Below are 22,998 nucleotides of genomic sequence, written 5' to 3'. Positions count from 1 at the left end.
TGACGGTCTACGGTGGAGGAATGACTGGGAACACTATGCGCCAACTTCGGGATGAGACATCGCTGCCCGCCATCGGTTTCGGCACCTACCCGCTTCGCGGTGATGAGGGGACGAGTGCGGTGCTTTCTGCTCTCGATGCGGGCTATCGCCTGCTCGACACCGCCGTCAACTACGAGAACGAGGATGCCGTCGGGCGCGCGCTCGCCGAGACGAGCGTGCATCGCTCAGACATCACCGTAACGACGAAGCTCCCCGGCCGTCACCACGGCTACGACGCAACGCTTGAATCGTTTGAAGCATCGCGCCGCTCGCTCGGTGTCGACGTCATCGACCTCTATCTCATCCACTGGCCGAATCCAAGTGTCGACAAGTACGTCGACTCGTGGAAGGCGATGATCGATCTGCAGAAAGACGGCCGTGTGCGATCAATCGGCGTCTCGAACTTCACAATCGACTATCTCACTCGGCTCGCAGCCGAGACCGGTGTGCTGCCCTCGGTCAATCAGGTGGAGGTTCATCCGTACTTCCCGCAGGAATCTCTCACCGAATTCCATGCGGAGCACGACATCGTCACCGAAGCATGGAGCCCTCTGGGCAAAGGCGCCGCACCGTACAACGAGAAGGTGATCGTCGACATCGCAGCCGCGCACGGAGTCACTCCGGCCCAGGCTGTGCTGCGCTGGCATCTCGAGCGCGGGATCGTGCCCATTCCCAAGTCGGCGAATTCCGAGAGGCAGCGGGAGAACCGCGACGTCTTTGGGTTCTCCCTCGACGCGGACGAGGTCGCCGCGATCTCGGCACTCGGAACGCCAGATGGGCGGCTGTTCGACGCCGATCCGACGGTGCACGAGGAAATGTGATCTCGAGCGCGGTCTGAGTTGACCGACACGGCACGCGGGTGCAAGACTCGGTTACGCCCGCCTCAACAGTGGGTGTCCACAAGCCGACGTCCGCGTTTACCGACGTGGAGCGACGTTCGTGCACCGGCTACGAATCAGAGACTCTACTGGTGGAAATAACCTCCCTCGTCGTCATTCTCGTTATCGCGTTCGCGTTGTTCTTCGACTTCACGAACGGCTTCCACGACACGGCAAACGCTATGGCCACCCCGATTGCGACGGGTGCCATGAAGCCGAAGGTGGCTGTGACCGTCGCGGCCATCCTCAACCTCGTCGGAGCGTTCTTGTCGACGGAGGTGGCACGCACCATCTCAGGTGGGATCATCCGTGAGGGTGAGTCCGGGGTTCTGATCACTCCCGCTTTGATATTCGCAGGTCTGCTCGGAGCCATTGTCTGGAACATGCTGACGTGGGTTCTTGGTCTTCCCTCGAGCTCATCGCACGCGCTGTTCGGAGGGCTTATCGGCGCGGCACTCGTCGGAGTCGGAATTCACGCTGTCGACTTCGGTGTGATGCTGTCGAAGGTGATTCTGCCCGCGCTCATCGCGCCGTTGACCGCGGGCATCATCGCGTTTGTCGCCACGCGCATGGCCTACGCCATGACGCGACGGTACGACAAAAAAGCCGATGGGCGAAGCGGCTTTCGCTTCGGCCAGATTTTTACGTCGTCTCTCGTTGCCCTCTCTCACGGAACAAACGACGCCCAGAAGACGATGGGCATCATCACGCTGACTCTCATCGCTGTCGGCTCACAGGGCGCGGGAACGGGCCCGCAGTTCTGGGTGATTCTCGTGTGTGCCCTTGCGATTGCCTTGGGAACCTACATTGGCGGCTGGCGCATCATCAAGACGCTGGGAACAGGGCTCACCGAGGTGAAGCCTGCACAGGGCTTTGCCGCTGAAGCGTCGACGGCAGCGACAATTCTTGCGTCGAGTCATCTTGGCTTCGCGCTTTCCACAACGCAGGTGGCGTCGGGTTCGGTCATCGGCTCCGGGCTGGGCCGTCGTGGAGCGAAGGTGCGCTGGGGAACCGCGGGTCGTATTGCCATCGGCTGGCTGCTGACGCTTCCCTCCGCTGCCATCGTCGGGGCGGCGGCGGCGCTTCTCGCAGGCATTGGCCCGGCAGGGCTCCTGATTGACACCGTGCTCGGCGTTGTGATTGTTCTCGGAATCTACCTCTGGTCGCGGCGCGAGAAGATCGACCACACGAATGCCGTCGCCGATATCGCCGCTTCAGGTACCGCCGTGAAGATCTCGAAGTCCGGCCGGAAGAGAAAGGCGAAGAAATGATCGACTGGCTCGCGTTCCTCATCGTCTTCGTCTCGGCGCTTGCTGCCGCTGTTGTTGTCGTCGGGCTCTACGCGCTTGGGCTCAGGCTGCTTGTCACGGCCGGGCGGGCACCTCTCGTCGCACCGGCGGAGTTCACCGATGCGATCACAGTGATGTCCGAGAAGAAGCGTCAGCGCGAAGAGAAGCGCGTCGAGAAAGCAACGCGGAAGAACCCGCTCAGCCCCGCTCAGCGTGTGGCTGCTCGCAGTGCCGCATACGCATGCTTCGTCGGCTGCGCTGCGGCCGTGCTGTACGGAATCTATTTGATCGTGCCGCTCTTTCACTGACCCCGCCCGGCGAAGAGGGTCAGTTCGTTCCTCTCCACCGGCCGATCCAGGTCATGACGTGGTAGATCACGATCGCCGCGATCGTACCGAATGCGATTCCGTTGAACGTCACTCCCGTGGCCTCATCGCTCCAGATGAAGTTGGCGATTCCAATGATGAGCGCCGTTGCGGCGGTGAACTGGTTCACCGGCTTGCTGAAGTCGACCTTGTTGTCCATCCAGATCTTGACGCCGATGATGCCGATCATGCCGTAGAGCGCCGTTGTGACGCCACCGAGAACCCCCGAAGGGATAGTGTCGATGACGGCGCCGAATTTCGGGGAGAGCGAAAGCACGATCGCGAAGAGGCCGGCAACCCAGTAGGCAGCGGTCGAATAGATGCGCGTGGCAGCCATGACCCCGATGTTTTCACCGTAGGTTGTCGTCGCGGAACCTCCGCCACCGCCAGCGAGCATCGTGGCCAGCCCGTCAGCGAGCAGACCACGCCCGGTCTGGGCATTCACCGATGAGTCCGTCATCTGGGCGACACCGCGAATGTGCCCGACGTTCTCGGCGACAAGCACGAGTACGACGGGGAGGAAAGCGGGAAGCAGACCCCAGAGCTCTGGGTTCGCCACGGGGTTGGCGGGGAACGTGAGTGTGGGCAGTCCAAACCACGGTGCAGACGCGACGGTCGAGAAATCGACTTCGCCTCGGAGCGTCGCGCACACGTATCCGACGACCACTCCGATGAAGATGGAAAGGCGACCGAGAATTCCGCGGAACAGCACAGAGGAGAGAACGACGGCGGCAAGGGTCACCGTCGCGCTCACGGGTGCAAGCTGGTAGTTCTTCCAGGCCTCAGGGCCCAGGTTGAACCCGATGAGCGCAACGATCGCTCCGGCGACGACGGGAGGCATCACCGCGTCGATCCATCCCGAGCCTGCCCACTGCACAATGGCACCGACGATCGCCAGCAGCAGGCCGACGGCGATGATCCCGAACTGCGCTGCACCCATGCTGTGTGCGGCGGTGGCAGCGGTGATGGGGGCGATGAAGGCAAACGAGGAGCCGAGATAGCTGGGCAGGCGATTCTGGGTGATGATCAGAAAGAGAAGTGTGCCGATTCCCGAGAACAGGAGCGTCGTGCTCGGACTGAACCCGGTGAGCACGGGAACGAGAAACGTCGCGCCGAACATCGCGACAACGTGCTGCGCGCCGATTCCGATGGTTCTCGGCCAGCTGAGTCGTTCGGAGGGCCCGACAACATCTCGCGCATCGACGTTCTTGCCGTCACCGTGCAGAGTCCAGGGAAGTGGCATGCGTGCTCGCTCTCGATCGTGGGGGCTCACCGTGCGACCCCGAAGACACCGTATCGGTCAGAGGGAATCGTCGCCGCCAGGCACTGCGTGGCAATAGGATATTCGTCGGCGGCCGATGGTCGCGCATCGAGAGGATCGGATGGCTGACGTCGTCCAGAAGGGAGCGCCGCGTGGCCACCGAGACCGCGACACCGGGGCGTTTTGACCGCTACTTCGAGATCAGCAAGCGAGGGTCATCTCTCGGAGCCGAGCTGCGCGGTGGACTTGTCACCTTTGTGGCGATGGCCTACATCGTCGTGCTCAACCCGATCATTCTGTCGTCGGGAACCGATGTCTCCGGGGCTACGCTCGACTTCGCTCAGCTCTCCGCGGTCACAGCGTTCACCGCCGGGTTGATGACGATTCTCTTCGGGGTCGTTGCACGCCTCCCCTTTGCCTTCGCCGCGGGCCTCGGAATCAACTCCTTCCTTGCGTTCAGCGTCGTGGGCGAGGTCACGTGGGCCGAGGCGATGGGCCTCGTCGTGATCAACGGGATCATCATCGTCGTTCTCGCGGCGACAGGACTCCGGCGAATGATCTTCGATGCGGTTCCGATGCAGCTGAAAATCTCGATCACCGTCGGAATTGGTGTGTTCATCGCGTTCATCGGCCTTGTCAACGCTGGCTTCGTCACATCAACGGGGGAGGCGTCACCACCCGTCGGACTGGGCGTTGACGGGTCGGTGGCAACAGGTCCGACTGTCGTCTTCGTCGTCACTCTCCTCATCTCGGGAGTGCTCGTCGCTCGACGTGTCAAAGGAGGACTGCTCATCGGCATCCTCGTGGGAACGATCATTGCGATGATCGTTGAAGCGATATTCCACCTCGGTTCGTCCGCTGACTCGCCTGGCGGGTGGAGCCTTGCCGTCCCCGCCCTTCCCACAAGCGTGTTCAGCCTGCCCGACCTCGGCCTCATCGGCAATGTGTCGTTCGGCAGCTTTGAGCGCATCGGCGCGCTCGCGGCGCTCATGCTTGTGTTCACCCTCGTGTTCACAAACTTCTTTGACGCCATGGGCACGATGACCGGCCTCTCAAAGGAGGCAGGTCTCGCTGATGATCGAGGGACCTTCCCCCGTCTGAAGTCGGCGCTCATCGTGGAGGGCGTCGGCGCGGTTGCTGGCGGCCTGACGTCAGGATCATCCAACACCGTCTTCGTCGAATCAGGAGCCGGAATCGGCGAGGGCGCACGCACGGGGCTGGCCAATGTTGTGACAGGCGTGCTGTTCCTTTTGGCAATGTTTCTCACTCCGCTCACGGGTATCGTGCCGAGCGAGGTGGCCGCAGCGGCACTCGTCGTCGTCGGAGGAATGATGATGTCGCAAATTCGTGAGATCCAATGGACCGACTTCTCGATCACGCTTCCGGTTTTCCTGACCGTTGCGATCATGCCGCTCACCTATTCCATCGCAAACGGCATCGGCGCGGGCTTCATTTCGTGGGTCGTTGTACGGTCGCTTTCTGGAAAGGCGCGGGAAATCAGCCCGTTGCTCTGGATCGTCTCCCTCGGGTTTCTTGTGTACTTCGCACGTGGTCCGATCGAGGTGCTTCTCGGCTGAAAAGTTCGCCCGGAGCATACTGAATCGCCGGTAGAGTCGCAGTCATGAGCGAACGGCCGACACGAACGGAAACCGACTCTCTCGGATCGATGGAGATCCCCAGCTACGCATACTGGGGCATCCATACCGCGAGAGCTTTCGAGAACTTTGACATTTCCAAACGACCGATCTCGGTGTACCCACACCTGATCGTCGCACTCGCCTCAGTCAAACAGGCTGCCGCACGCGCGAACGCCGAGCTCGGCGCGCTGAACGCCGAGAAGGCCGATCTGATCGACCGCGCGTGCCAGCGTGTCATCGACGGTGAGTTTCACGAGGAGTTCTGCGTCGGCGTCATTCAGGGTGGTGCTGGCACGTCGACGAACATGAACGCGAACGAGGTGATCACCAATATTGCGCTCGAGATGGCCGGTCACCAGAAGGGCGACTACGCCTTCATCTCGCCGTACGACCACACGAATCGCAGCCAATCGACAAATGACGTGTACCCGACGGCAATCAAGATTGCGCTCGCGCGGTCGCTGACAGACCTTCTCGACGAACTTGAGCTGCTTCGGCAGTCATTCGCGGTAAAGGGACAAGAGTTCCGGCACGTGCTCAAGGTGGGCCGCACTCAGCTTCAGGATGCTGTCCCCATGACGCTCGGCCAGGAGTTCCACGGTTTCGCGACGACGCTCGGTGAAGACCACAAGCGTCTCGCCGAGACGATCTGGCTGCTCGCCGAGATCAACCTCGGTGCGACAGCGATCGGAACCGGAATCACCGCTGACCCTCGGTACGCCTCGGTTGTGGTGCGCCACCTCAACGGCATCACCGGCCTGAAGCTCGAGACCGCTCCTGATCTTGTCGAGTCGACGAGCGACGCCGGTGCCTTCATGTCATTCAGCAGCGCACTCAAGCGCTCGGCAATCAAGCTCTCGAAAATCTGCAACGACCTTCGACTTCTCTCGAGCGGCCCTCAGGCCGGATTCGGCGAAATCAACCTTCCCGCGAAACAAGCGGGCTCGTCGATCATGCCGGGCAAGGTAAATCCTGTGATTCCCGAGGTGATGAACCAGATCGCGTTCTCTGTTGTCGGAGCCGACACGACGGTGACGATGGCTGCGGAGGGCGGGCAACTCCAGCTCAACGCCTTCGAGCCGGTCATTGCCCACTCGCTCTTGCAGAGCATTCTCTGGATGGCGCGCGGCTGCGAGACGCTGCGCGTCAACGCGATCGATGGAATCACGGCGAACGAAGATCGCCTCGAGACAATGGTGGGAACCTCTGTCGGCGTTGTCACAGCGCTCACGCCGTTCATCGGCTATACCGCGGCCGCGGCACTGGCGAAGACCGCTCTGCTGACCAACCGCAACATCGCCGATCTTGTCGTCGAGGCGGATTTGATGTCGCGCGAAGAAGTGACGAAGCAGCTCTCTCCTGCCCGTCTCTCAGGGCTTGAAGCCATCACGACGGCAATACCGATCATCGACAATGAGACGGCGTCTGCCGCAGTGGGCAGCGAGGTAACTGACTCCTGACTGCGCTGGCTCAGGACGGGGCTTAACGTCCTCATCGCCCGGTGTTCGCGGCTTTACCTGCGAATCGGACCGGGCGATGAGTTTTGTCAGTTAAGAATGCCTCTGACCCTCGCAGAAATCAAGCATCATCCTGGACTCTCAGGTTGCTGCGGCCCCGCTGGTCGGCTTTGATGGAGCTATGACCGAATCGAACAAGACAAAGCCAGAGGTCGACGCCCCCGTCGGCCCCGCCCCGGAAACACTGCAGATCGTCGACATCGACGTGGGCGATGGTGACGAAGCACAGGCATCATCGACTGTTGACGTGCACTATCTTGGGGTCTCGTACGACAGCGGCGAAGAGTTCGACTCGTCGTGGAGCCGAGGCCAGAGCATCAACTTTCCGTTGCGAAATCTGATTGCGGGGTGGCAGGAAGGAATCCCCGGCATGCGCGTCGGCGGTCGTCGTCAACTCACCGTTCCACCGAACCTTGCATACGGCTCAGCAGGTGGGGGGCATCCGCTCTCCGGTCAAACTCTGATTTTCATCATCGATCTCCTCGGGGTGAGGTAGCGTCGGTGAACATTGCCACCCGAGTTCTCGAACTCAGCGAGACGATCCCGGACTTCCCGAAGCCCGGGATCGTCTTTCGCGACCTGACACCGGCGTTCGCCGATCCGGAAACCTTGCGCGCCATCGTTGACGCGCTGAGCGCAGATGTCAGAGGAGGGTTCGACGTTGTCGCTGGCATCGAAGCGCGGGGGTTTCTCCTCGCGTCGGCCATTGCCTACGCGACGCAGGCTCGGCTGCTTCCGATTCGCAAGCAGGGCAAGCTCCCCGGTGACGTTTTGAGCGAAGACTACGCTCTCGAATACGGCACAGCATCTCTCGAGATCAAGCCGTCTATCCTTCCTCAGGGGTCGCGAGTTCTCGTCGTTGACGATGTTCTCGCGACGGGCGGCAGCTGCCGAGCGGCGGCGCGGCTCGTCGAACGCTCGGGGTCGATCGTCGCCGGAATCGGCGTTGTGCTGGCGCTCGACGGCCTGGGCGGTGCCGATGCGCTGAAAGACTACGACCTGAGCGTCTTGCTGACGGAGCGCGTTCAGCCCGCGGTTTGATCGAGGGCCTGCAGAAGGTCTTTCTCGAGGTCGAGGGCGTCTTCAAGACCCACAGAGACGCGAACGATTCCCTCGCCCGGCTTCGCGCCCGCAGCGACCGGCCGATGAGTCAGAGAAGCAGGATGCTGCACAAGGGTATCGATTCCCCCAAGCGATACGGCATGGCACGCAAGGCGAACGGCGTCGACGAAGCGTGATGCCGCGGCGTAGCCGCCCGTGAGTTCGAGGGCGAAAAGCGACCCCGGGCCAGACATCTGACGCGAGACCGTCTCGGCAGCCGCGCCCGTGGCCAGACCGGGGTAGCGAATCGACGAAATGGCCGGGTGAGCGCGAAGCCTCTCGGTGAGCGCGCGCGTCGTTTCCTGCTGCGCGCGCACGCGAACAGGAAGGGTGCGCATGCCCCTGTGCAGCAGATAAGCGGCAGACGGATGCAGCAGCGCCCCCGTGAGCGCACGCACATGTCTGAGCCGACGCATCCATTCTTCGGGGCCAGCGACGATGCCGCCCATGACGTCGCCATGGCCTCCGAGGAACTTTGTTGCGCTGTGCAGCACGAGTGTTGCTCCGAGGCTGAGCGGGCGCTGGAGCACCGGCGTGGCAAATGTGTTGTCAACGAGCACAGGAACGTTCCCTGCTCGGTGTGCAACCTCAGCGATATCGACGATATCGAGAGTCGGGTTTGCTGGCGTCTCGCAGACAATGAGCGCGGTTTCGGAGGTGACATGCTCAGCAATCGTGTCGGGTGTCGCCCAGCTGACGTGCGTGCCGAGCAGCCCGCTGTCCAGAACATGGTCCGTTCCGCCGTAGAGCGGCCTGAGCGCTACGACGTGGGAGCGTCCTTCCGAGACGACGGCGGTCAGAATTGCGGTGAGGGCAGCCATGCCCGTGCCGAAAGCGACCGCGGACTCAGCACCCTCGAGGCCCGCAAGCGAGCGCTCGAATCGGGCAACACCGGTATTCCAGAGGCGCTGATACACGGGGGAGTCATGAGCGCCGAGCGCCCCGCCGGAGGCCAGATTCTCATAAGAGTCTCCTCCCGCCGCAACATCGGCGAGGGTGTTCGTCGTCGAGAGGTCGATGGAAGGGACGTGCCCTCCTGCCTCTCGAATCGATTCCATCCCGCCGTGCACGGCCCGTGTGTCGAAGCGAACGTCACTGTCCATGCTGTGATTAAGACAGAATCTGTGGCAATCTTCAAGGGATGTTGAAGTTTCATTGAAACAAGGCCCCCAAGACAAAGAAACTTCAAAATTTCCTCGAGAGGTAGGACAATGACGCAAAAGGCCCAACTCGACTCGACCGACCGCGCCCTTCTCAAGGCGCTCTCCGTGAATGCGCGTGCATCGGGCTCGCAGCTTGCCGCTGAACTGGGTATCGCCGAATCGACAGTTTCGCTTCGACTCAAGCGACTGCAGCGATCCAATGATATTACGGGCTACTACGCCGACATCGACCTCGCGGTGCTCGGAGCACCTATCCAGGCGGTCATCGCGATTCAGCTCACTCAGCACGATCGCTCAGATATCGAGGCGTTTCGTCGCGAGGTGACGACGTGGCCCGGCGTGCTCTCCCTCTTTCACCTCGGTGGCCGAGACGACTATCTGCTGCACGTCGCCGCTCGCAGCACGACGGAGCTCAGAGACTTCGTTGTGAAGTACGTCACGGGGCATGCTGTCGTCGCGCACTCGGAGACGAACATCGTCTTCGAGCATGTCAAGGGAACCGGCTGGCAAGACCTTCTCGACTGAGGTGGCAGCTTCGCCGGTCGTCGGGAATGAATCGACGGGGAGCGTGTGTTGAACTGTGTGATGAAACTCTCGGTGCTCGATCTCATTCCCGTCCGTTCGCGGCAGACCACATCTCAGGCGCTTCAGGCGTCGACAACGCTTGCCCAGAAGGCGGATGCCCTGGGTTACACGCGCTACTGGGTGGCTGAGCATCACAATATGAAGGCGGTGGCATCGACGAATCCGGCGGTGCTGATCGCGCTACTGGCGTCTCGAACCGAGAGGATTCGGGTGGGGTCGGGCGGCGTCATGCTCCCAAACCATGCGCCGCTCATTGTCGCCGAGCAGTTCGCTCTGCTTGAGGCGGCCGCACCGGGGCGCATCGACCTCGGCATCGGCCGTGCGCCGGGAAGCGATCCGGTCGTGACGGCGGTTCTGTCGCAAGCGGGGGCGACGAGCGACGTGAACCGATTTCCTTCTCACGTGAGTGACATCATCGCACTGCTGGGCAGCGACGGTGCGAGCGTAGAGCTGACGAGCGGGTCGGAGTACGGCCTGCGTTCGACGCCGTCGGCCGAAAGCGCTCCGACCGTGTGGCTGCTCGGTTCCAGCGACTACTCGGCAACCCTCGCCGCGTCCTTGGGGCTGCCATACGTGTTCGCCAACCACTTTGCTGGAACTGGCGCAGAGCGCGCACTCGATCTCTATCGCAGAGAGTTCAAGCCGTCTGCCTACGCGGAGAAGCCGACGACGTTCATGACGGCAAACGCGGTCGTCGCTGCCACGGCAGACGAAGCGTATGCTCAGGCTCTTCCAAACCTGCAGCAGATGGCACGCCTGCGCACGAACAAGCCGATGGCCGCGGTCTCGACGATCGAAGAGGCCGAAGCTGCAGAGACGGATGCGCTTACTGAGGAATTCATGCAGCAGGCGCTTTCGGGGTACATCATCGGCGATCAGGCGACGGCAGCGACGAAGGCGCGTGATCTCGCGGCGCAATACGGCGTCGACGAGTTGATGATCTCTCCCGTCGCCGGCGCCCACGATTCAGAGCCGCTTGACGCGGTGCCGGCTCGCGAACGCACGCTCGAACTGCTTGCAGAGGAGCTTCTCGATACCGATTGAGGTGTCACTCGTGATCTGCGCTGCGCACCCGCTCGATGATCTCTCGCCACGAAGCCGTGAGCTCTGACTCTGCGAGAGTAGTCTCGAGGTCGTCGGACTCGCCGTCGAGAGACGTGCAGTGAATTCGGTACTGAAATTGGTCTGGCGCGCGGGTGCTGAGTTGTCGAGCCGGCTCCGAGGCAACGTCGCGAAGCATCCTGCGCACGTCGTCAGCGTCGGGGAGCGTGTCGATGGACATGTGCCATGTGCGGCTGATGCCCGCGACACCTCCGGAGCGCTCGACGATGAGCTGCGATGTGCGCGGCGCAGGCACCGTGCTCCCAGAGGAGAGCGGGCTGTCGGGCGCCCCGACGCTGACCTCAACGGCCTGCCACGCGCGCTGCACAGCGGCAACGACGGACTCATTGAAGAGGGAGCCCGCAGCCGTCACCGTCGCGTCGGCAAACTCGGCGAACGACGCGTCGGCTGTGAGCCCGCCTGCCGTGAGCGCCCGGTACCAGATTGCTCCCGCTTTCTCCCACGCGTGGCCGCCAAGCGACGTTGCGAGAAGGTAGAAGGCATGGTTCGGGATGCCGGAGTTGATGTGGACTCCGCCATTGTCCTCCTGCGTCTCGACGTAGCCGGACATCGTCGACGGCTGGGGGTCGATTCCGAGAACATCGTCGTCATACGCCGTTCCCGGTGCTTTGAGCGAGCGCAATGCCTGGCCCTGTACGGCATCGGTGAAGAGGCCCTCCCCGATGAGCCAGCTCGCTTCGCCCACCGTCTGGGAACGCGCATACTGCTCAACCAGACTGCCGAAGACGTCGGAGATCGATTCGTTCAGAGCCCCCGACTGCCCCGCGTAGCGAAGTGCGGCCGTGTGCTCGGTTACTCCGTGCGTGAGCTCGTGACCGATGATCGACAGCGAGATGGTGAAGCGATTGAATACCTCGCCGTCCCCGTCGCCGAACACCATGCGCGTGCTGTTCCAGAACGCGTTGTCGTAATCCTGCCCGTAGTGAATGGTTGCCCGAAGGGGCATACCGCGACCATCGATCGATGATCGATCGAACACGTCGCCAAAGAGCGCGTACGTGTGACCGAGGCCGTCGTACGCCTCGTTCACCGTCGGATCATCGCTCTCGGGCTCACCTTCGATTCGCACGGGCGAGCCGGGCAGAATCTCTGTTCCCTCGGCATCGGAGATTTCCCGAGTGAGAGCCTGCTCCGCGCGTTCCGACGGCGGCTCGCCCGCAACCTTTCCGGATCGCTTGATGGCAGCCAGGCGTTGCGCCTCCTGGCGAACGAGTGTGTTCTGTGCCGCTCTCGGTGCCCGTCGCAGGCGTGTTGCCGACGCGATGCGTTCCAGCAGGTATGGCGGAATAACCGTTGGCCGCTCGAACTGATCCATCTCCCCATCGTTGCACCAGAGCACGTCAAGCAACAGGTCGGGAATACGATGGCGGCAATGCGAGTTGTCGGTAATATCTATTCAATTGCATCTAAATTTCAGGAGTGCCGAGAATGCAGTTCGGAATCTTCAGCGTCGGAGACATCACGCCCGACCCCACAACCGGTCAGACGCCGACCGATGCGTCGCGGTTGCAGGACGTACTGACCATCGCGCAGCATGCTGAAGAGGTCGGCCTCGATGTCTTCGCGATGGGGGAGCACCACAATCCGCCGTTCTTTCCGTCCAGCCCGGTCGCTATCAACAGCTACCTCGCGGCGAAGACATCGCGCATCATTCTCTCGACAGCAACGACGCTGATCACGACGAACGATCCCGTGCGGCTGGCCGAGGACTACGCGATGCTTCAGCATCTGTCCGACGGTCGGATGGACGTCGTGCTCGGCCGAGGAAACACCGGCCCCGTCTATCCGTGGTTCGGCGAAGACATTCGGCAGGGAATTCCGCTCGCCATCGAGAAGTACGGGTTGCTCCACAAGCTCTGGCGCGAGGAGTTCGTCGACTGGGAGGGGCAGTTCCGCACTCCGCTGCAAGGGTTCCAGTCGACGCCGAGACCGCTCGACGGCACCCCGCCGTTCGTCTGGCACGGCAGCATCCGCTCTCCGCAGATTGCCGAGCAGGCCGCCTATTACGGCGATGGGTTCTTCGCGAATCACATTTTCTGGCCAGGCTCGCACACCCAGCGCATGGTTGGCCTGTACCGTCAGCGTTTCGAGCACTATGGGCACGGCACGGCGGACCAGGCGATCGTCGGGCTCGGAGGGCAAGCCTTCATACGCAAGAATTCCCAGGATGCGGTCAACGAATTTCGCCCGTACTTCGACAACGCGCCAGTCTACGGACACGGCCCGAGCCTCGAAGAGTTCACAGCGCAGACCCCTCTCACGGTCGGAAGCCCCCAGCAGGTCATCGACCGAACGCTCGGCTTCCGCGACTACGTCGGCGACTACCAGAGGCAGCTTTTCCTCATGGATCACGCGGGGCTGCCGCTCAAGACAGTTCTCGAACAGCTCGATCTGCTCGGCGGAGAAGTCGTTCCCGTTCTGCGACGTGAGTTCGAGAGCGTGCGTCCCTCTCACGTACCGGATGCTCCGACGCACGCGGCGCGCGTCTCGGCGGGGAATGCTCGGCAGCCGGAACCGGTTACACTGAGCGCGTCACCAGCAGAATCGGAGAAGTAGATATGGCAGCTCGCAAACTTGCGGTTGTGGCGTCAGGGCTCAGCAACCCGTCGTCGACACGGATGCTGGCAGACAGGCTTGCTGAAGAGACGCGGACGAAACTTGTCGGCGCCGGCGTCGAGGTCGACGTCGCCACGTTCGAACTGCGCGATCTCGCGCACTCGATCACAAACAACATGCTCACCGGCTTCGCCGACGATGAGCTGCAGCGCGCGATCGACGCAGTGACGGGTGCCGACGGCCTCGTCGCTGTGTCGCCTGTTTTCAAGACAAGCTATGCAGGGCTCTTCAAATCGTTCATCGACATCATCGACAACACGGGGCTCACAGATCTTCCCGTGGTGATCGGCGCAACGGGCGGAACGCCGCGACACTCTCTCGCTCTCGACTACGCGATGCGCCCGCTTTTCAACTACATGCATTCCGTCGTCGTTCCCACCTCCGTCTATGCGGCGAGCGACGACTGGGGCGCTGGAGAAGACACGGTGAAGTCGCTCCCCGAGAGAATCGACCGTGCTGCGCGTGAGTTGGCGGGGCTCATGCAGCACTCCACCCGCTCTGCAACCGTCATCGACCCTTTTGCGCTCGATGAGAACTTCGATCAGCTGCTCGGGGGCTTCCAGGGCAACTGACGGTCTGCACGCAGGCAAAAAGGGCGGGTGAACCGATACCGGCTCACCCGCCCTTTTCCGCATCAACAGTTGATCATCCTGTCTTGCGACGGAATTCTCTCTTCTGGTCGGGGCGGTTCTGTGCGTGGTCGACGGGCGAATTCTCCCGAAGATGGTCTTCACCATCGACCGAATTCTGCTGCTGCTTGTTCTTGCGGTCGAGCGCTTCACGGAACTTGCGCTTGACGTCTTCTGGTGGGCCGTCTGGAGCTGAATTATCGGAGCTCATTGTCCTCCTTGCAACGCAACGGCGAGAGAAACGCCGCTGTTCTTCCGGTACGACTCAGACTATGCGACCGGGGAAGCGAAGACCAGGGCGGCGCGCAGGGCGCCGGTGCGACACAATGGGGGGATGCTGCATCGACGTGCGATCTTCGGCGCCGTGAGCGCGCTGTATGCCGTGTTCATCGGCGCCGTTACGTTGACCCCCGATCCGTTCGGCACCGGCGTCGAGGGAACGATCGATCGGGTGATCGATGCGTTCTCCCAGCATCCGCTGACCGCCTGGATGACATACGATGTCGTCGAGTTCACCGCGAACATCGGCATGTTTGTGCCACTTGGACTGTTCGTCGCCGTGTGGGCGGGGCCGCGGCGGTGGTGGGTGGGAATCGTCGTCGGAGCGGCATACACCATCGTGATTGAGTCCTTTCAGGGGATCCTCCTCGCGGCGACGCGCTACGCGACGCTCAGCGACGTGATCGCCAATACTCTCGGCGCGATTATCGGTGCCGTGCTCGCGCGACTCATCCACGCGTTCGTCGTCGCGCGAGCCGCGCGATCATCAGAGGCAGGCAGCGTCAGGTGAGGGTGTACAGGTCTGCTAACATTGTTCAGTTGCCGTCTATCGGCCGCGGATAAAGAGAGCTCGCACGTCGTGTGACGGGCACCGCGCAACGACAGGAAGGGGATCGATTCTATGGCACTTGATGCAGAGACCAAGAAGGCGATCATCGAAGAGTACGCTACCCACCCCGGTGACACCGGATCCCCAGAGGTCCAGATCGCCGTGATGACGGAGCGCATCAAGGGGCTCACCGAGCACCTGAAGGATCACAAGCACGACCACCACTCGCGTCGTGGGCTGCTCCTTCTCGTCGGTCAGCGCCGTCGCATGCTGGGCTACCTGTCCAACGTTGACATCAACCGCTACCGCGCGCTCATCGAGCGCCTCGGACTGCGCCGCTAAGCGTATATCGCACTTCTTCATGCAACCGGCCGTCACCCTTGGTGACGGCCGGTTTGCCATCGTGTGAGGGCTCAGCCTCAGAGAGGATCAGATGGGAAAGACAGGTCGCAGAATTCTGGCCGCTGTCGTATTCATCGTGGCGATCATCGTTGCATGGTGGCTCATCGGGGCGGTCTTTCACCTGCTCTGGTTTGTCGTCAAGGCGTTTCTCGCCGTGATCATCGCGCTCGTTCTCGTTGGCGTGGTTCTCGTCGCGATCCGACGGCGTTCCTAACTCGAGCGCTTGGGCGCTCCGGCATCCTCGTCGCCAGCGCGTGGCGCGACCGTCGGAACGCTCTCGGTTTTCGGGCGCCGGGACCCCGTTGGATCGGTACGGCTCGGCCCAGCTGGAAGTCGATCATCGCGTATGAAGATCCAGTGCGGTTTCGGCTCGATGAGTGGGCGGAAGAATCGTCGCACCGGCCACGTCGACAAGGCAACGGCCAGCAGAAAGCTGACGACGAGCATCACCGGAAGCAGGTAGTCAGCAAGCGCCTCATGCTTGAGAAGACCTGACTCACGAAGCGGGTAGAGCACGAAACTGTGCAGCAGATAGACGTACATGGTCGCCTGCCCAAAACCCGAGAACGCTGTGCGGCGCCGTGGTATGAGAATGATGAACGCAGCGATCAGCACCGTGTTGAGCAGAATGACGGCAAGGCGGACGGCCCCCGCCCACCACGCGTCTTGCCCAAGCCCGTCATATGACTGGTCGTAGAAGAACCAGTGGCGCAGCCCGATAGTGCGCCAGACGTCGATGAACGCCCACACAAAGGCAGCCCAGATGGCGAAGGCCGCGAGAGCCGCCATGCGCAGCCACCACGGAATGTGCTCGTCGAGTCTCAGGCGATCGAAGAGATCCCATTTCTTCACGCGCCAGCCCAGAACGAAGAAAGGCAGAATGCCGAAAAGTCGTGCAAGCGAGAACGTGCTGTCGACGTTGTCGAGATAGCCGACACCGATGGAGAACACGACGGCCCAGAAAAGCGGCCAGCGCATGAGCGCAAGATAGGGAAGCACGAGTCGGAAGATCGCGAGGGCGAGCAGAAACCAGAGTGTCCATGACGGCTTTGTGGGATTGAGGGTTTCGTCGCCTTCGGCGAAAAACTTGACGGCAGTCCAGATCGACTCCATGAAGACGTAGGGAAGCACAATATCGGTGATGACGCGCTGCATCTGCCTGATCGATGGTGCGCCAGACTTCGAGAAGTACCCGCTGATGAAGGCGAACGCCGGCATGTGGAATGAGTAGATCACGAGATAGACCGTGAGAGCGGCATCCGAGTCGCCAACGAGTCTCTGAATGCCATGGCCCATCACAACGAGGGTGATGCACGCGAAGCGGGCGTTGTCCCACAGCGGGATGCGCTTGCTTCGTGCGGGAACGGAGCCTGTGTGCGGGGCACTCGACATAGTTGTCCTTTGTGATCAGACGGCGGCGGGCCGGCGCGCGTCGTTCTCGGTCTGGCGGTCGTGCGGGCCGGGCGGCACCTCGGGTAGCCACCATAGCGCTGTGCCCCACAATCCGATCGCGAGGATGACCGTTGAGATCGTCGTGAGAACAGGGAATGGGGTCTGAGCGATTCGGGTGGCGATCCACGCGGGGATGGCGCCAACGAGTGCCGAGAGGACGCTCGTTGACAGGGGATTCGAGAGGATGCCTCGGAACGACCACGCCGGCTTGAGCCAGCCGACGGTGAGCAGCGCCGAGCTGAGTGCGCCCGCGGTGCCAATCGTGAGCGGTGTCACCCAACGATTGTCGAGCTGGAGCGGACCGAGAGCAAGGGGAAGGCAGATGATCACTGCGGCCCAGACGGCAAACAGCGCCGAGCCCGTGGCGTAGAGAGCCGCGGGGCGGGGAGTCGCCGACGGATCGAGGGAACGCACACGCCCGTGGATTGCGATGGCTGTCGCCGAGGCAACGAGAATCCACCATGTCGAATCGAGACCGCGCAGCACCACCACGATCGATGCGGCAAAAGTCGTGGCAACAGCCATGGCGCACAGAGCACCACCCTGCGAGCGTGCCCGAGAGCGCAGGGCGACCATGTCTGCAATCGTGTCGCTGGGCAACGGGAGTTCCACGTGATGAAGGCCGCGGATGACGTGTCGCCATCGGCGCGACGCGCTGAGGAATCCGGCGATCGACGCGCAGATGATCACGGCGGATATCACGTGAGCCGGCCACGTAGCAGCAAGACGCGTCGGGCCTGCGGTGCCGTTCACCGCCATGATCACGGCAACGGCGAGACCGATGATGGCTCCGAAACCTGCGGCGCGAAGCGGAGTTGTCACGAGAGGAGCAGCGACAGCAATGGGGCGTGCGAGAGCGACGAGAACGCGGCCGACGGGGCCGATCGAACTCGACAGTGCCCGCGAGCTGATGCGCAGTGCGCGCGAGGCGATCGCGAGACGATAGTGGGGAGTGAGGTTGTCGAGCGTATCTGCCCCAAACTCAAATTCCTTTCTGATCTCGGGAACGCTGCGGGGGCCCTTTCGCCCCGAGAGGGGTGCATCTGGTGAGGAGGCGAGCTCCGCGAAGAGGGAGCTCTGCACAGCGTCGACGGAATCTCGGGATTGCGCGGCCGCCGACGTGCAAACGGAACGTTCGTTGAGGATGCGCACGATCGCCGCCGAGGAATCGAGACGGCCCCACCACCAGTCGTTTGCCCGCCATGTTCTGCTGAGAAATCCACCGAAGTTGAACAGCAGCGAACCCGACAGCTTGTCCTCGGCGCCCAAGGTCGGCCCGGTGAAGAGGCGTGCAAGCGACTCGTCCGTCACATCGGCGGGGTCGAGGCTGAGAGCGATGCGTGCGCGACGCCGTTGGCGGCGGCGGACAAGCACCTGAAACTGCTCGCCGTGGGCCGGGGGCTCGTCGGCTGTGAGTCGTTCGAACGTGAGCGAGCTGATCGGCTCGGGTATGCCGCGGGGAGCGAGGAACGGCGCGAGGTCGTGCGCTCCCGCATTGCGCGTGGGAAAGACGCTGAATGGGCTGTGCGCCCAGGCCTCACCCGAGTCGACACCCGGTGAGATCTCTCGAAGAAGGCAGACGACCGTATTGAGCTCGCTCCAGAGTGCACTGAGGTTGGTGCTTCCCTGGGCGGTGATCCAGGTTTCGATCGCCCGCGCCGCGGGGTGAGATCCAGAGCGTGCGGCGTCGAGAACATCGACGACCGTGGCATCGCGGGCGTCGGTGGCCGAGCCGAGTATGCGGTAGAGGCTCACGCGAATCTCTGCAATTGACGTTCCGCGATTGAGGGTGTCAGGCGGAAGCTGTTCGAGCGCGCGCACCCAGGTCAAACCGCAGAGAGCCGCGTCCAGGACTCCCTGCGGACCGAAGGTGATCGCGTCGATGACTGTCGAGGGCCCTGCGTGTTCCGTTGCCTGGGAATAGCGCTCACGAGCGGCATGCTCCAGGTCTTCGCGGTGTGCGCCATCCCACGTCCGCCACACGGAGCGCGAATCGATATTCGCCGAGTTTTGCCACGCGGACGGGTCGGCGGTGACGGTACTGAGAAATTGCACGTCGGCGGATGCCCTGTAGCGCACATAGGCTCGTCTGGCGGCATCCCCGTCGAAATGCGCTGTTGTCTGCGCGGCCGCATAGGCGTCACCTCGTGCCTGCTCCCGCAGCAGAGCGAGCCGAAAGCGTTCGATATGGGCGATCTCTTCTGCCCCCGGTTCGCGATCATCGGCGGATCCGCCGCCGAAGCGCAGCACATTGAGAATACGTGACTGACGGTCGGCGAATCGGCGCAGCACCGAGAGTGGCCCGTGTGGCGGTTCCGGTGGCCCGTAGCGCGTCGGTCTGATGGTTCGAGGTGACGGGGCCGGTGGGCTCGGGTCGAGGTACAGCATGAGCCGTGAGGAACTCGTCGCAGATGCCGAGCGGCGGGCGGCCCTGAAGGCCTGGTCGATCGGAACCTCGTCGAGGATGCTTCCATCGATGACACGAAACGGATGGTTCCACGTCGGACGGTGCCCGCTGAAGGCATATGACATGTCGATGTGGGTTGCGTCGCCCTCCGGTTTCTCTGACGGGTTCTTCGTCGAGGAGAAGATGAGCGCCGGCTCGAAAGCGCCCGGATATGATGAGGTGGAGCGTGCGGCATACGCGAGTCGAGCAAGATCGGTTCCGTCGCCGATGTCAGAGGGAATGCCTCGGCCGCGATCGGCGCCTTCTGCGCTGTCGGAACCGACGAAGTGAAAATATCCTCGGCTGTCTCGCGCACCAGGAACGCTCCGGTCTGCGCTGTCAATGATCGTCGCGGCCAGGTCAATGCTCACACTGCCCGAGCGATGGATGTCGTTGTGCGGAATGAGATCGTCGTCGTAGAGATCGTGGAGCGCGCGGGTGACTCGGGGCCAGAAGTAGTAGTCACCGCGCAGCAGCGAGTCAACGCGAGAGAACCCAGGCGGCTGAAGCAGCTGGCGAATGTCGGCGGCGTCTTGCCACGTTTCAAGCAGCGGATTCACGCTCGCGCCTGCACGTTGGGCAACCGCATAGACCACGGCGTTGAGTCCTCCGGCACTCGCGCCGGCGATAACGTCGATCTCGATCGAATCGAAGGCTGCCGCGGCGAGGAGCCGACCATACTCTCGGGCGCGCTCGATCTCGGGTGTGTCAAGTGCAGGAGGCGTGCTGCCACTCGGGGGAGTGTAGAAGGCATCCCATCCGCCCGATGTCTGCCGAATGCGCACGCGCCGGGCGACGTCGAGCTCGGCAACGGCGCCCCCGATCCACACTGCGAGGCTGACTCCTCCCCGCAGGGCGAGTGCCACGCGCAGAACATGGCGATGTGGCCCGTCGCCTAACTCACCGACCGAGACGAGATGCGGACGCGACTCGGAACCGACTCCGAGGGCGACGACCTGCCCTGACGCTTGTGCCATGCTCACGCCCCCTGTTCGCACTGAGTCAACGGTAGCGCTCAGGAGGGACAACCTGCCAGGCGCGCAAATACTCAGGCATGAGCAGTGTGCTCTGGTAGGATCGGGCGAGATCGATCAGCTGATCGATTATGCAAGAACGGAGCAGGCCGGCAGGAAGCTGGTCCTCGGTGGTGGATTTCTCTCGCGGAGTGAGAGCAATTTTCTACTGGAGATCAGCCATGACGACCTCACTGTGGTCATGAGTATGTACTGCCTGTTCTGCTCCGTGAACGTCGGGCGCGCTTTGGCGCGCCTGCGGACACAAAGGAGAGTGACCTTGGAAGGTCCAGAAATCACTGCTGCCGAGGCTGTCCTCGACAACGGGCGCTTCGGCAAGCGCACAGTTCGGTTCGAGACGGGCCGTCTCGCCCAGCAGTCACAAGGCGCCGTCGCCGCCTACCTCGACGACGAAACAATGATTCTTTCGGCTACGTCGGCGGGAAAGCATCCGAAGGACAACTTCGACTTCTTCCCTCTGACCGTTGATGTCGAGGAGCGCAGCTATGCTGCCGGAAAGATCCCCGGATCGTTCTTCCGCCGCGAAGGACGCCCATCGACAGACGCCATTCTCGTCTGCCGCCTGATCGACCGGCCCTTGCGCCCGTCGTTCGTCAACGGTCTTCGCAACGAGGTGCAGATCGTGATCACCGTGCTGTCGATCGCGCCGGGCGAGTTCTATGACGCGCTGGCAATCAACGCGGCCTCGGCTTCGACGCAGATCTCCGGTCTGCCGTTCTCCGGCCCGATTGCCGGTGTGCGCCTGGCGCTCATCCCCGGCAACGGCCAGGGCGAAGACCAGTGGGTCGCGTTCCCGAACGCTGAGCAGGTTGAGCAGGCGGTCTTCGACCTCATGGTCGCCGGTCGCGTTGTCACCAACGCTGACGGAACAGAAGACGTCGCCATCATGATGGTTGAGGCCGAGGCCACCGAGCACAGCTTCGACCTGATCAAGGCCGGAGCCGTCAAGCCGAATGAAGAGATCGTCGCAGGCGGACTCGAGGCAGCGAAGCCTTTCATCGCCGAGCTTGTGCGCGCACAGTCAGAGATGGCCTCGCACTCGGCAAAGGAGATCAAGGACTACCCGGTCTTCCTTCCGTACACAGACGAGGTGCTCGGCGCCGTCGAGGCTCTGGCCTCAGACGAGCTCTCGAAGATCTATCAGATCGCCGACAAGCTCGAGCGTCAGGATGCAGATGATGCACTGAAGGATCGTGTCAAAGAGGCAATCGCTGCACAGGTCGACGCAGGGGAGCTGCCCGCCGAGGCAACGGGACAGGTCTCTGCCGCGTACAAGTCGGTGACCAAGAACATCGTTCGCGGCCGCATCCTCGCCGAGGGTGTGCGCATGGACGGTCGTGGACTTGCGGACATCCGCCCGCTCGACGCCGAAGTGCAGGTGATTCCTCGTGTGCACGGTTCAGCGATTTTCCAGCGCGGAGAGACCCAGATCATGGGCGTCACCACGCTGAACATGCTCAAGATGGAGCAGCAGATCGATTCGCTGTCTCCGCAGACGCGCAAGCGCTACATGCACCACTACAACTTCCCGCCGTATTCGACGGGAGAGACGGGTCGTGTCGGTTCGCCCAAGCGTCGTGAGATCGGTCACGGATTCCTCGCCGAGCGTGCGCTTGCGCCTGTTCTGCCGAGCCGTGACGAATTCCCCTACGCGATCCGTCAGGTATCCGAGGCTCTTGGCTCGAACGGCTCGACGTCGATGGGCTCCGTCTGCGCATCGACGCTCTCGCTTCTCAACGCCGGTGTTCCGCTCAAGGCTCCCGTCGCGGGAATCGCCATGGGGCTCGTCACAGACGAGGTGGACGGCCAGACCCGCTATGCAGCTCTCACCGACATTCTCGGTGCCGAAGATGCACTCGGCGACATGGACTTCAAGGTTGCGGGAACAAGCGAGTACGTGACGGCGATTCAGCTCGACACGAAGCTCTCTGGGCTCCCTGCCTCCGTGTTGGCCGCAGCCCTCACGCAGGCGAAGGACGCGCGCACGCAGATTCTGCAGGTGCTGAATGCCGCGATCGATGCTCCGGACGAGATGGCCCCGACGGCTCCGCGCGTGATCAGCGTGCAGATTCCCGTTGACAAGATCGGCGAGCTGATCGGCCCGAAGGGCAAGACGATCAACGGCATCCAGGACGAGACGGGAGCCGACATCTCGATCGAAGACAACGGCACCGTGTTTATTGGGGCCGTTGACGGACCGTCGGCTGAGGCTGCTCGCGCGCAGGTAAACGCGATCGCCAACCCGACGAACCCTGAGGTCGGCGACCAGTTCCTCGGAACCGTCGTGAAGATCGCGGCGTTCGGCGCCTTCATCTCGCTGCTTCCGGGCAAGGACGGACTGCTGCACATCTCGGAGGTCCGCAAGCTTGCCGGTGGCAAGCGCGTTGGAGCTGTCGAGGACGTTCTCGGCGTCGGCCAGAAGATTCTGGTTGAGGTCACGAAGGTTGACGACCGCGGCAAGCTGTCGCTGCAGCCTGTCGTTGCCGACGAGGATGCCGATTCCGGCGCCGAGTCGCCGGCTGAGGAGAGCTAAGCTCTTCGCTTTAGATGGCCCGTCCCGCGTTGCGGGGCGGGCCATCGTTGTAGTTAAGCTGTGCGCGAGCCGCATTGAGAGCCCGCTCGAGGTGACGTAG

General features: G+C 62.6%; 21 protein-coding genes. 15 read left to right on the top strand and 6 right to left on the bottom strand.

All coding sequences use genetic code 11. The annotated features are described in order from the left end of the window. Positions 1–20: 20 nt before the first annotated feature. From HCR84_RS10090 to HCR84_RS10080, 3 genes are all read left to right on the top strand, one after another. Positions 21–860 (top strand): aldo/keto reductase, encoded by an 840-nt coding sequence (locus HCR84_RS10090; protein WP_166981459.1) that lies wholly within the window; start codon positions 21–23, stop codon positions 858–860. Between the two features lie 149 nt (positions 861–1,009). Further along, the gene (locus HCR84_RS10085) at positions 1,010–2,188 is read left to right on the top strand and encodes an inorganic phosphate transporter (RefSeq protein WP_166981462.1); all 1,179 of its coding nucleotides are present in this window, start codon (positions 1,010–1,012) and stop codon (positions 2,186–2,188) included. Next, a complete protein-coding gene (locus HCR84_RS10080) occupies positions 2,185–2,514 on the top strand; it encodes a peptidase (RefSeq protein ID WP_166981465.1) in 330 nt (109 codons plus the stop codon). Before HCR84_RS10085 ends, HCR84_RS10080 begins: the two co-directional genes overlap by 4 nt. Positions 2,515–2,533: 19 nt before the next feature. Here HCR84_RS10080 and HCR84_RS10075 read toward each other — a convergent pair whose 3' ends face one another. Continuing rightward, a complete protein-coding gene (locus tag HCR84_RS10075) occupies positions 2,534–3,814 on the bottom strand; it encodes a uracil-xanthine permease family protein (protein ID WP_166981468.1) in 1,281 nt (426 codons plus the stop codon). 143 nt (positions 3,815–3,957) lie between these two features. On the opposite strand from HCR84_RS10075, the gene HCR84_RS10070 reads away from it, so the two are divergent. The 4 genes from HCR84_RS10070 (at position 3,958) to HCR84_RS10055 (ending at position 8,027) form a co-directional block, all read left to right on the top strand. Beyond that, entirely contained in the window at positions 3,958–5,409 is a 1,452-nt protein-coding gene (locus tag HCR84_RS10070) for an NCS2 family permease (RefSeq protein ID WP_218043638.1), read from the top strand. A 44-nt stretch (positions 5,410–5,453) separates the two neighbouring features. After that, positions 5,454–6,929: an aspartate ammonia-lyase gene (locus HCR84_RS10065; RefSeq protein WP_166981470.1), complete on the top strand. Its 1,476-nt coding sequence runs from the start codon at positions 5,454–5,456 to the stop codon at positions 6,927–6,929. 178 nt (positions 6,930–7,107) lie between these two features. After that, a complete protein-coding gene (locus tag HCR84_RS10060; protein ID WP_166981473.1) occupies positions 7,108–7,482 on the top strand; it encodes an FKBP-type peptidyl-prolyl cis-trans isomerase in 375 nt (124 codons plus the stop codon). A 5-nt stretch (positions 7,483–7,487) separates the two neighbouring features. Beyond that, a complete protein-coding gene (locus HCR84_RS10055) occupies positions 7,488–8,027 on the top strand; it encodes an adenine phosphoribosyltransferase (protein WP_166981476.1) in 540 nt (179 codons plus the stop codon). On the opposite strand, the gene HCR84_RS10050 is transcribed toward HCR84_RS10055, so the two are convergent. Next, positions 8,012–9,190 carry a trans-sulfuration enzyme family protein gene (locus HCR84_RS10050; protein ID WP_166981479.1) on the bottom strand — a complete coding sequence of 393 codons (1,179 nt, stop codon included), beginning with the start codon at positions 9,188–9,190 and terminating at the stop codon, positions 8,012–8,014. The genes HCR84_RS10055 and HCR84_RS10050 overlap by 16 nt on opposite strands. 108 nt (positions 9,191–9,298) lie before the next feature. Between HCR84_RS10050 and HCR84_RS10045 the strand changes: the two genes are divergently transcribed. Continuing rightward, positions 9,299–9,775, top strand: coding sequence for an Lrp/AsnC family transcriptional regulator (locus HCR84_RS10045; protein WP_166981482.1), 477 nt, complete (start codon positions 9,299–9,301; stop codon positions 9,773–9,775). A 60-nt stretch (positions 9,776–9,835) separates the two neighbouring features. Continuing rightward, complete coding sequence (locus tag HCR84_RS10040; RefSeq protein ID WP_166981485.1) at positions 9,836–10,879, top strand: LLM class flavin-dependent oxidoreductase; 1,044 nt, start codon at positions 9,836–9,838, stop codon at positions 10,877–10,879. Between the two features lie 4 nt (positions 10,880–10,883). Here HCR84_RS10040 and HCR84_RS10035 read toward each other — a convergent pair whose 3' ends face one another. Beyond that, positions 10,884–12,272 (bottom strand): protealysin inhibitor emfourin, encoded by a 1,389-nt coding sequence (locus HCR84_RS10035; protein WP_166981488.1) that lies wholly within the window; start codon positions 12,270–12,272, stop codon positions 10,884–10,886. A gap of 113 nt (positions 12,273–12,385) precedes the next feature. On the opposite strand from HCR84_RS10035, the gene HCR84_RS10030 reads away from it, so the two are divergent. Together HCR84_RS10030 and HCR84_RS10025 are read left to right on the top strand one after the other, a co-directional pair. Continuing rightward, positions 12,386–13,513, top strand: coding sequence for an LLM class flavin-dependent oxidoreductase (locus tag HCR84_RS10030; protein ID WP_166981491.1), 1,128 nt, complete (start codon positions 12,386–12,388; stop codon positions 13,511–13,513). Positions 13,514–13,515: 2 nt separating this feature from the next. Then, entirely contained in the window at positions 13,516–14,145 is a 630-nt protein-coding gene (locus HCR84_RS10025) for an FMN reductase (protein ID WP_166981494.1), read from the top strand. A gap of 73 nt (positions 14,146–14,218) precedes the next feature. Here the strand turns inward: HCR84_RS10025 and HCR84_RS10020 are convergent, their stop codons facing one another. Then, a complete protein-coding gene (locus tag HCR84_RS10020; protein ID WP_166981497.1) occupies positions 14,219–14,413 on the bottom strand; it encodes a DUF5302 domain-containing protein in 195 nt (64 codons plus the stop codon). 123 nt (positions 14,414–14,536) lie between these two features. Here HCR84_RS10020 and HCR84_RS10015 point away from each other — a divergent pair, with 123 nt between their 5' ends. From HCR84_RS10015 to HCR84_RS10005, 3 genes are all read left to right on the top strand, one after another. Next, entirely contained in the window at positions 14,537–14,992 is a 456-nt protein-coding gene (locus HCR84_RS10015) for a VanZ family protein (RefSeq protein WP_166981500.1), read from the top strand. 111 nt (positions 14,993–15,103) lie between these two features. After that, entirely contained in the window at positions 15,104–15,373 is a 270-nt protein-coding gene (rpsO, locus tag HCR84_RS10010) for a 30S ribosomal protein S15 (protein WP_166981503.1), read from the top strand. 91 nt (positions 15,374–15,464) lie between these two features. After that, positions 15,465–15,647 (top strand): hypothetical protein, encoded by a 183-nt coding sequence (locus tag HCR84_RS10005; protein ID WP_166981507.1) that lies wholly within the window; start codon positions 15,465–15,467, stop codon positions 15,645–15,647. On the opposite strand, the gene HCR84_RS10000 is transcribed toward HCR84_RS10005, so the two are convergent. Both HCR84_RS10000 and HCR84_RS09995 read right to left on the bottom strand, forming a co-directional pair. Beyond that, a complete protein-coding gene (locus HCR84_RS10000) occupies positions 15,644–16,825 on the bottom strand; it encodes an acyltransferase family protein (protein WP_166981510.1) in 1,182 nt (393 codons plus the stop codon). The genes HCR84_RS10005 and HCR84_RS10000 overlap by 4 nt on opposite strands. 15 nt (positions 16,826–16,840) lie before the next feature. Next, positions 16,841–20,308 carry a DUF3376 domain-containing protein gene (locus HCR84_RS09995; RefSeq protein WP_166981513.1) on the bottom strand — a complete coding sequence of 1,156 codons (3,468 nt, stop codon included), beginning with the start codon at positions 20,306–20,308 and terminating at the stop codon, positions 16,841–16,843. Positions 20,309–20,624: 316 nt separating this feature from the next. Between HCR84_RS09995 and HCR84_RS09990 the strand changes: the two genes are divergently transcribed. Further along, positions 20,625–22,898 carry a polyribonucleotide nucleotidyltransferase gene (locus tag HCR84_RS09990; protein WP_166981516.1) on the top strand — a complete coding sequence of 758 codons (2,274 nt, stop codon included), beginning with the start codon at positions 20,625–20,627 and terminating at the stop codon, positions 22,896–22,898. Positions 22,899–22,998: the final 100 nt, after the last annotated feature.

The organism is Paramicrobacterium fandaimingii, from assembly GCF_011751745.2.
GTDB classification, from domain to species: Bacteria; Actinomycetota; Actinomycetes; order Actinomycetales; family Microbacteriaceae; genus Paramicrobacterium; species Paramicrobacterium fandaimingii.
Note: the sequence above shows the minus strand (reverse complement) of the source record. Positions and strands in the feature narration are given on the sequence as shown.

What these genes read in the sequence shown, in the direction of transcription:
- HCR84_RS10090 (WP_166981459.1), top strand. Translation starts at nt 21, where the DNA reads ATGACTGGGAACACTATGCGCCAACTTCGGGATGAGACATCGCTGCCC.
- HCR84_RS10080 (WP_166981465.1), top strand. Translation starts at nt 2,185, where the DNA reads ATGATCGACTGGCTCGCGTTCCTCATCGTCTTCGTCTCGGCGCTTGCT.
- HCR84_RS10075 (WP_166981468.1), bottom strand. Translation starts at nt 3,814, where the DNA reads ATGCCACTTCCCTGGACTCTGCACGGTGACGGCAAGAACGTCGATGCG.
- HCR84_RS10065 (WP_166981470.1), top strand. Translation starts at nt 5,454, where the DNA reads ATGAGCGAACGGCCGACACGAACGGAAACCGACTCTCTCGGATCGATG.
- HCR84_RS10060 (WP_166981473.1), top strand. Translation starts at nt 7,108, where the DNA reads ATGACCGAATCGAACAAGACAAAGCCAGAGGTCGACGCCCCCGTCGGC.
- HCR84_RS10050 (WP_166981479.1), bottom strand. Translation starts at nt 9,190, where the DNA reads ATGGACAGTGACGTTCGCTTCGACACACGGGCCGTGCACGGCGGGATG.
- HCR84_RS10045 (WP_166981482.1), top strand. Translation starts at nt 9,299, where the DNA reads ATGACGCAAAAGGCCCAACTCGACTCGACCGACCGCGCCCTTCTCAAG.
- HCR84_RS10040 (WP_166981485.1), top strand. Translation starts at nt 9,836, where the DNA reads ATGAAACTCTCGGTGCTCGATCTCATTCCCGTCCGTTCGCGGCAGACC.
- HCR84_RS10035 (WP_166981488.1), bottom strand. Translation starts at nt 12,272, where the DNA reads ATGGATCAGTTCGAGCGGCCAACGGTTATTCCGCCATACCTGCTGGAA.
- HCR84_RS10030 (WP_166981491.1), top strand. Translation starts at nt 12,386, where the DNA reads ATGCAGTTCGGAATCTTCAGCGTCGGAGACATCACGCCCGACCCCACA.
- HCR84_RS10025 (WP_166981494.1), top strand. Translation starts at nt 13,516, where the DNA reads ATGGCAGCTCGCAAACTTGCGGTTGTGGCGTCAGGGCTCAGCAACCCG.
- HCR84_RS10020 (WP_166981497.1), bottom strand. Translation starts at nt 14,413, where the DNA reads ATGAGCTCCGATAATTCAGCTCCAGACGGCCCACCAGAAGACGTCAAG.
- HCR84_RS10015 (WP_166981500.1), top strand. Translation starts at nt 14,537, where the DNA reads ATGCTGCATCGACGTGCGATCTTCGGCGCCGTGAGCGCGCTGTATGCC.
- rpsO (WP_166981503.1), top strand. Translation starts at nt 15,104, where the DNA reads ATGGCACTTGATGCAGAGACCAAGAAGGCGATCATCGAAGAGTACGCT.
- HCR84_RS10005 (WP_166981507.1), top strand. Translation starts at nt 15,465, where the DNA reads ATGGGAAAGACAGGTCGCAGAATTCTGGCCGCTGTCGTATTCATCGTG.
- HCR84_RS10000 (WP_166981510.1), bottom strand. Translation starts at nt 16,825, where the DNA reads ATGTCGAGTGCCCCGCACACAGGCTCCGTTCCCGCACGAAGCAAGCGC.
- HCR84_RS09995 (WP_166981513.1), bottom strand. Translation starts at nt 20,308, where the DNA reads ATGGCACAAGCGTCAGGGCAGGTCGTCGCCCTCGGAGTCGGTTCCGAG.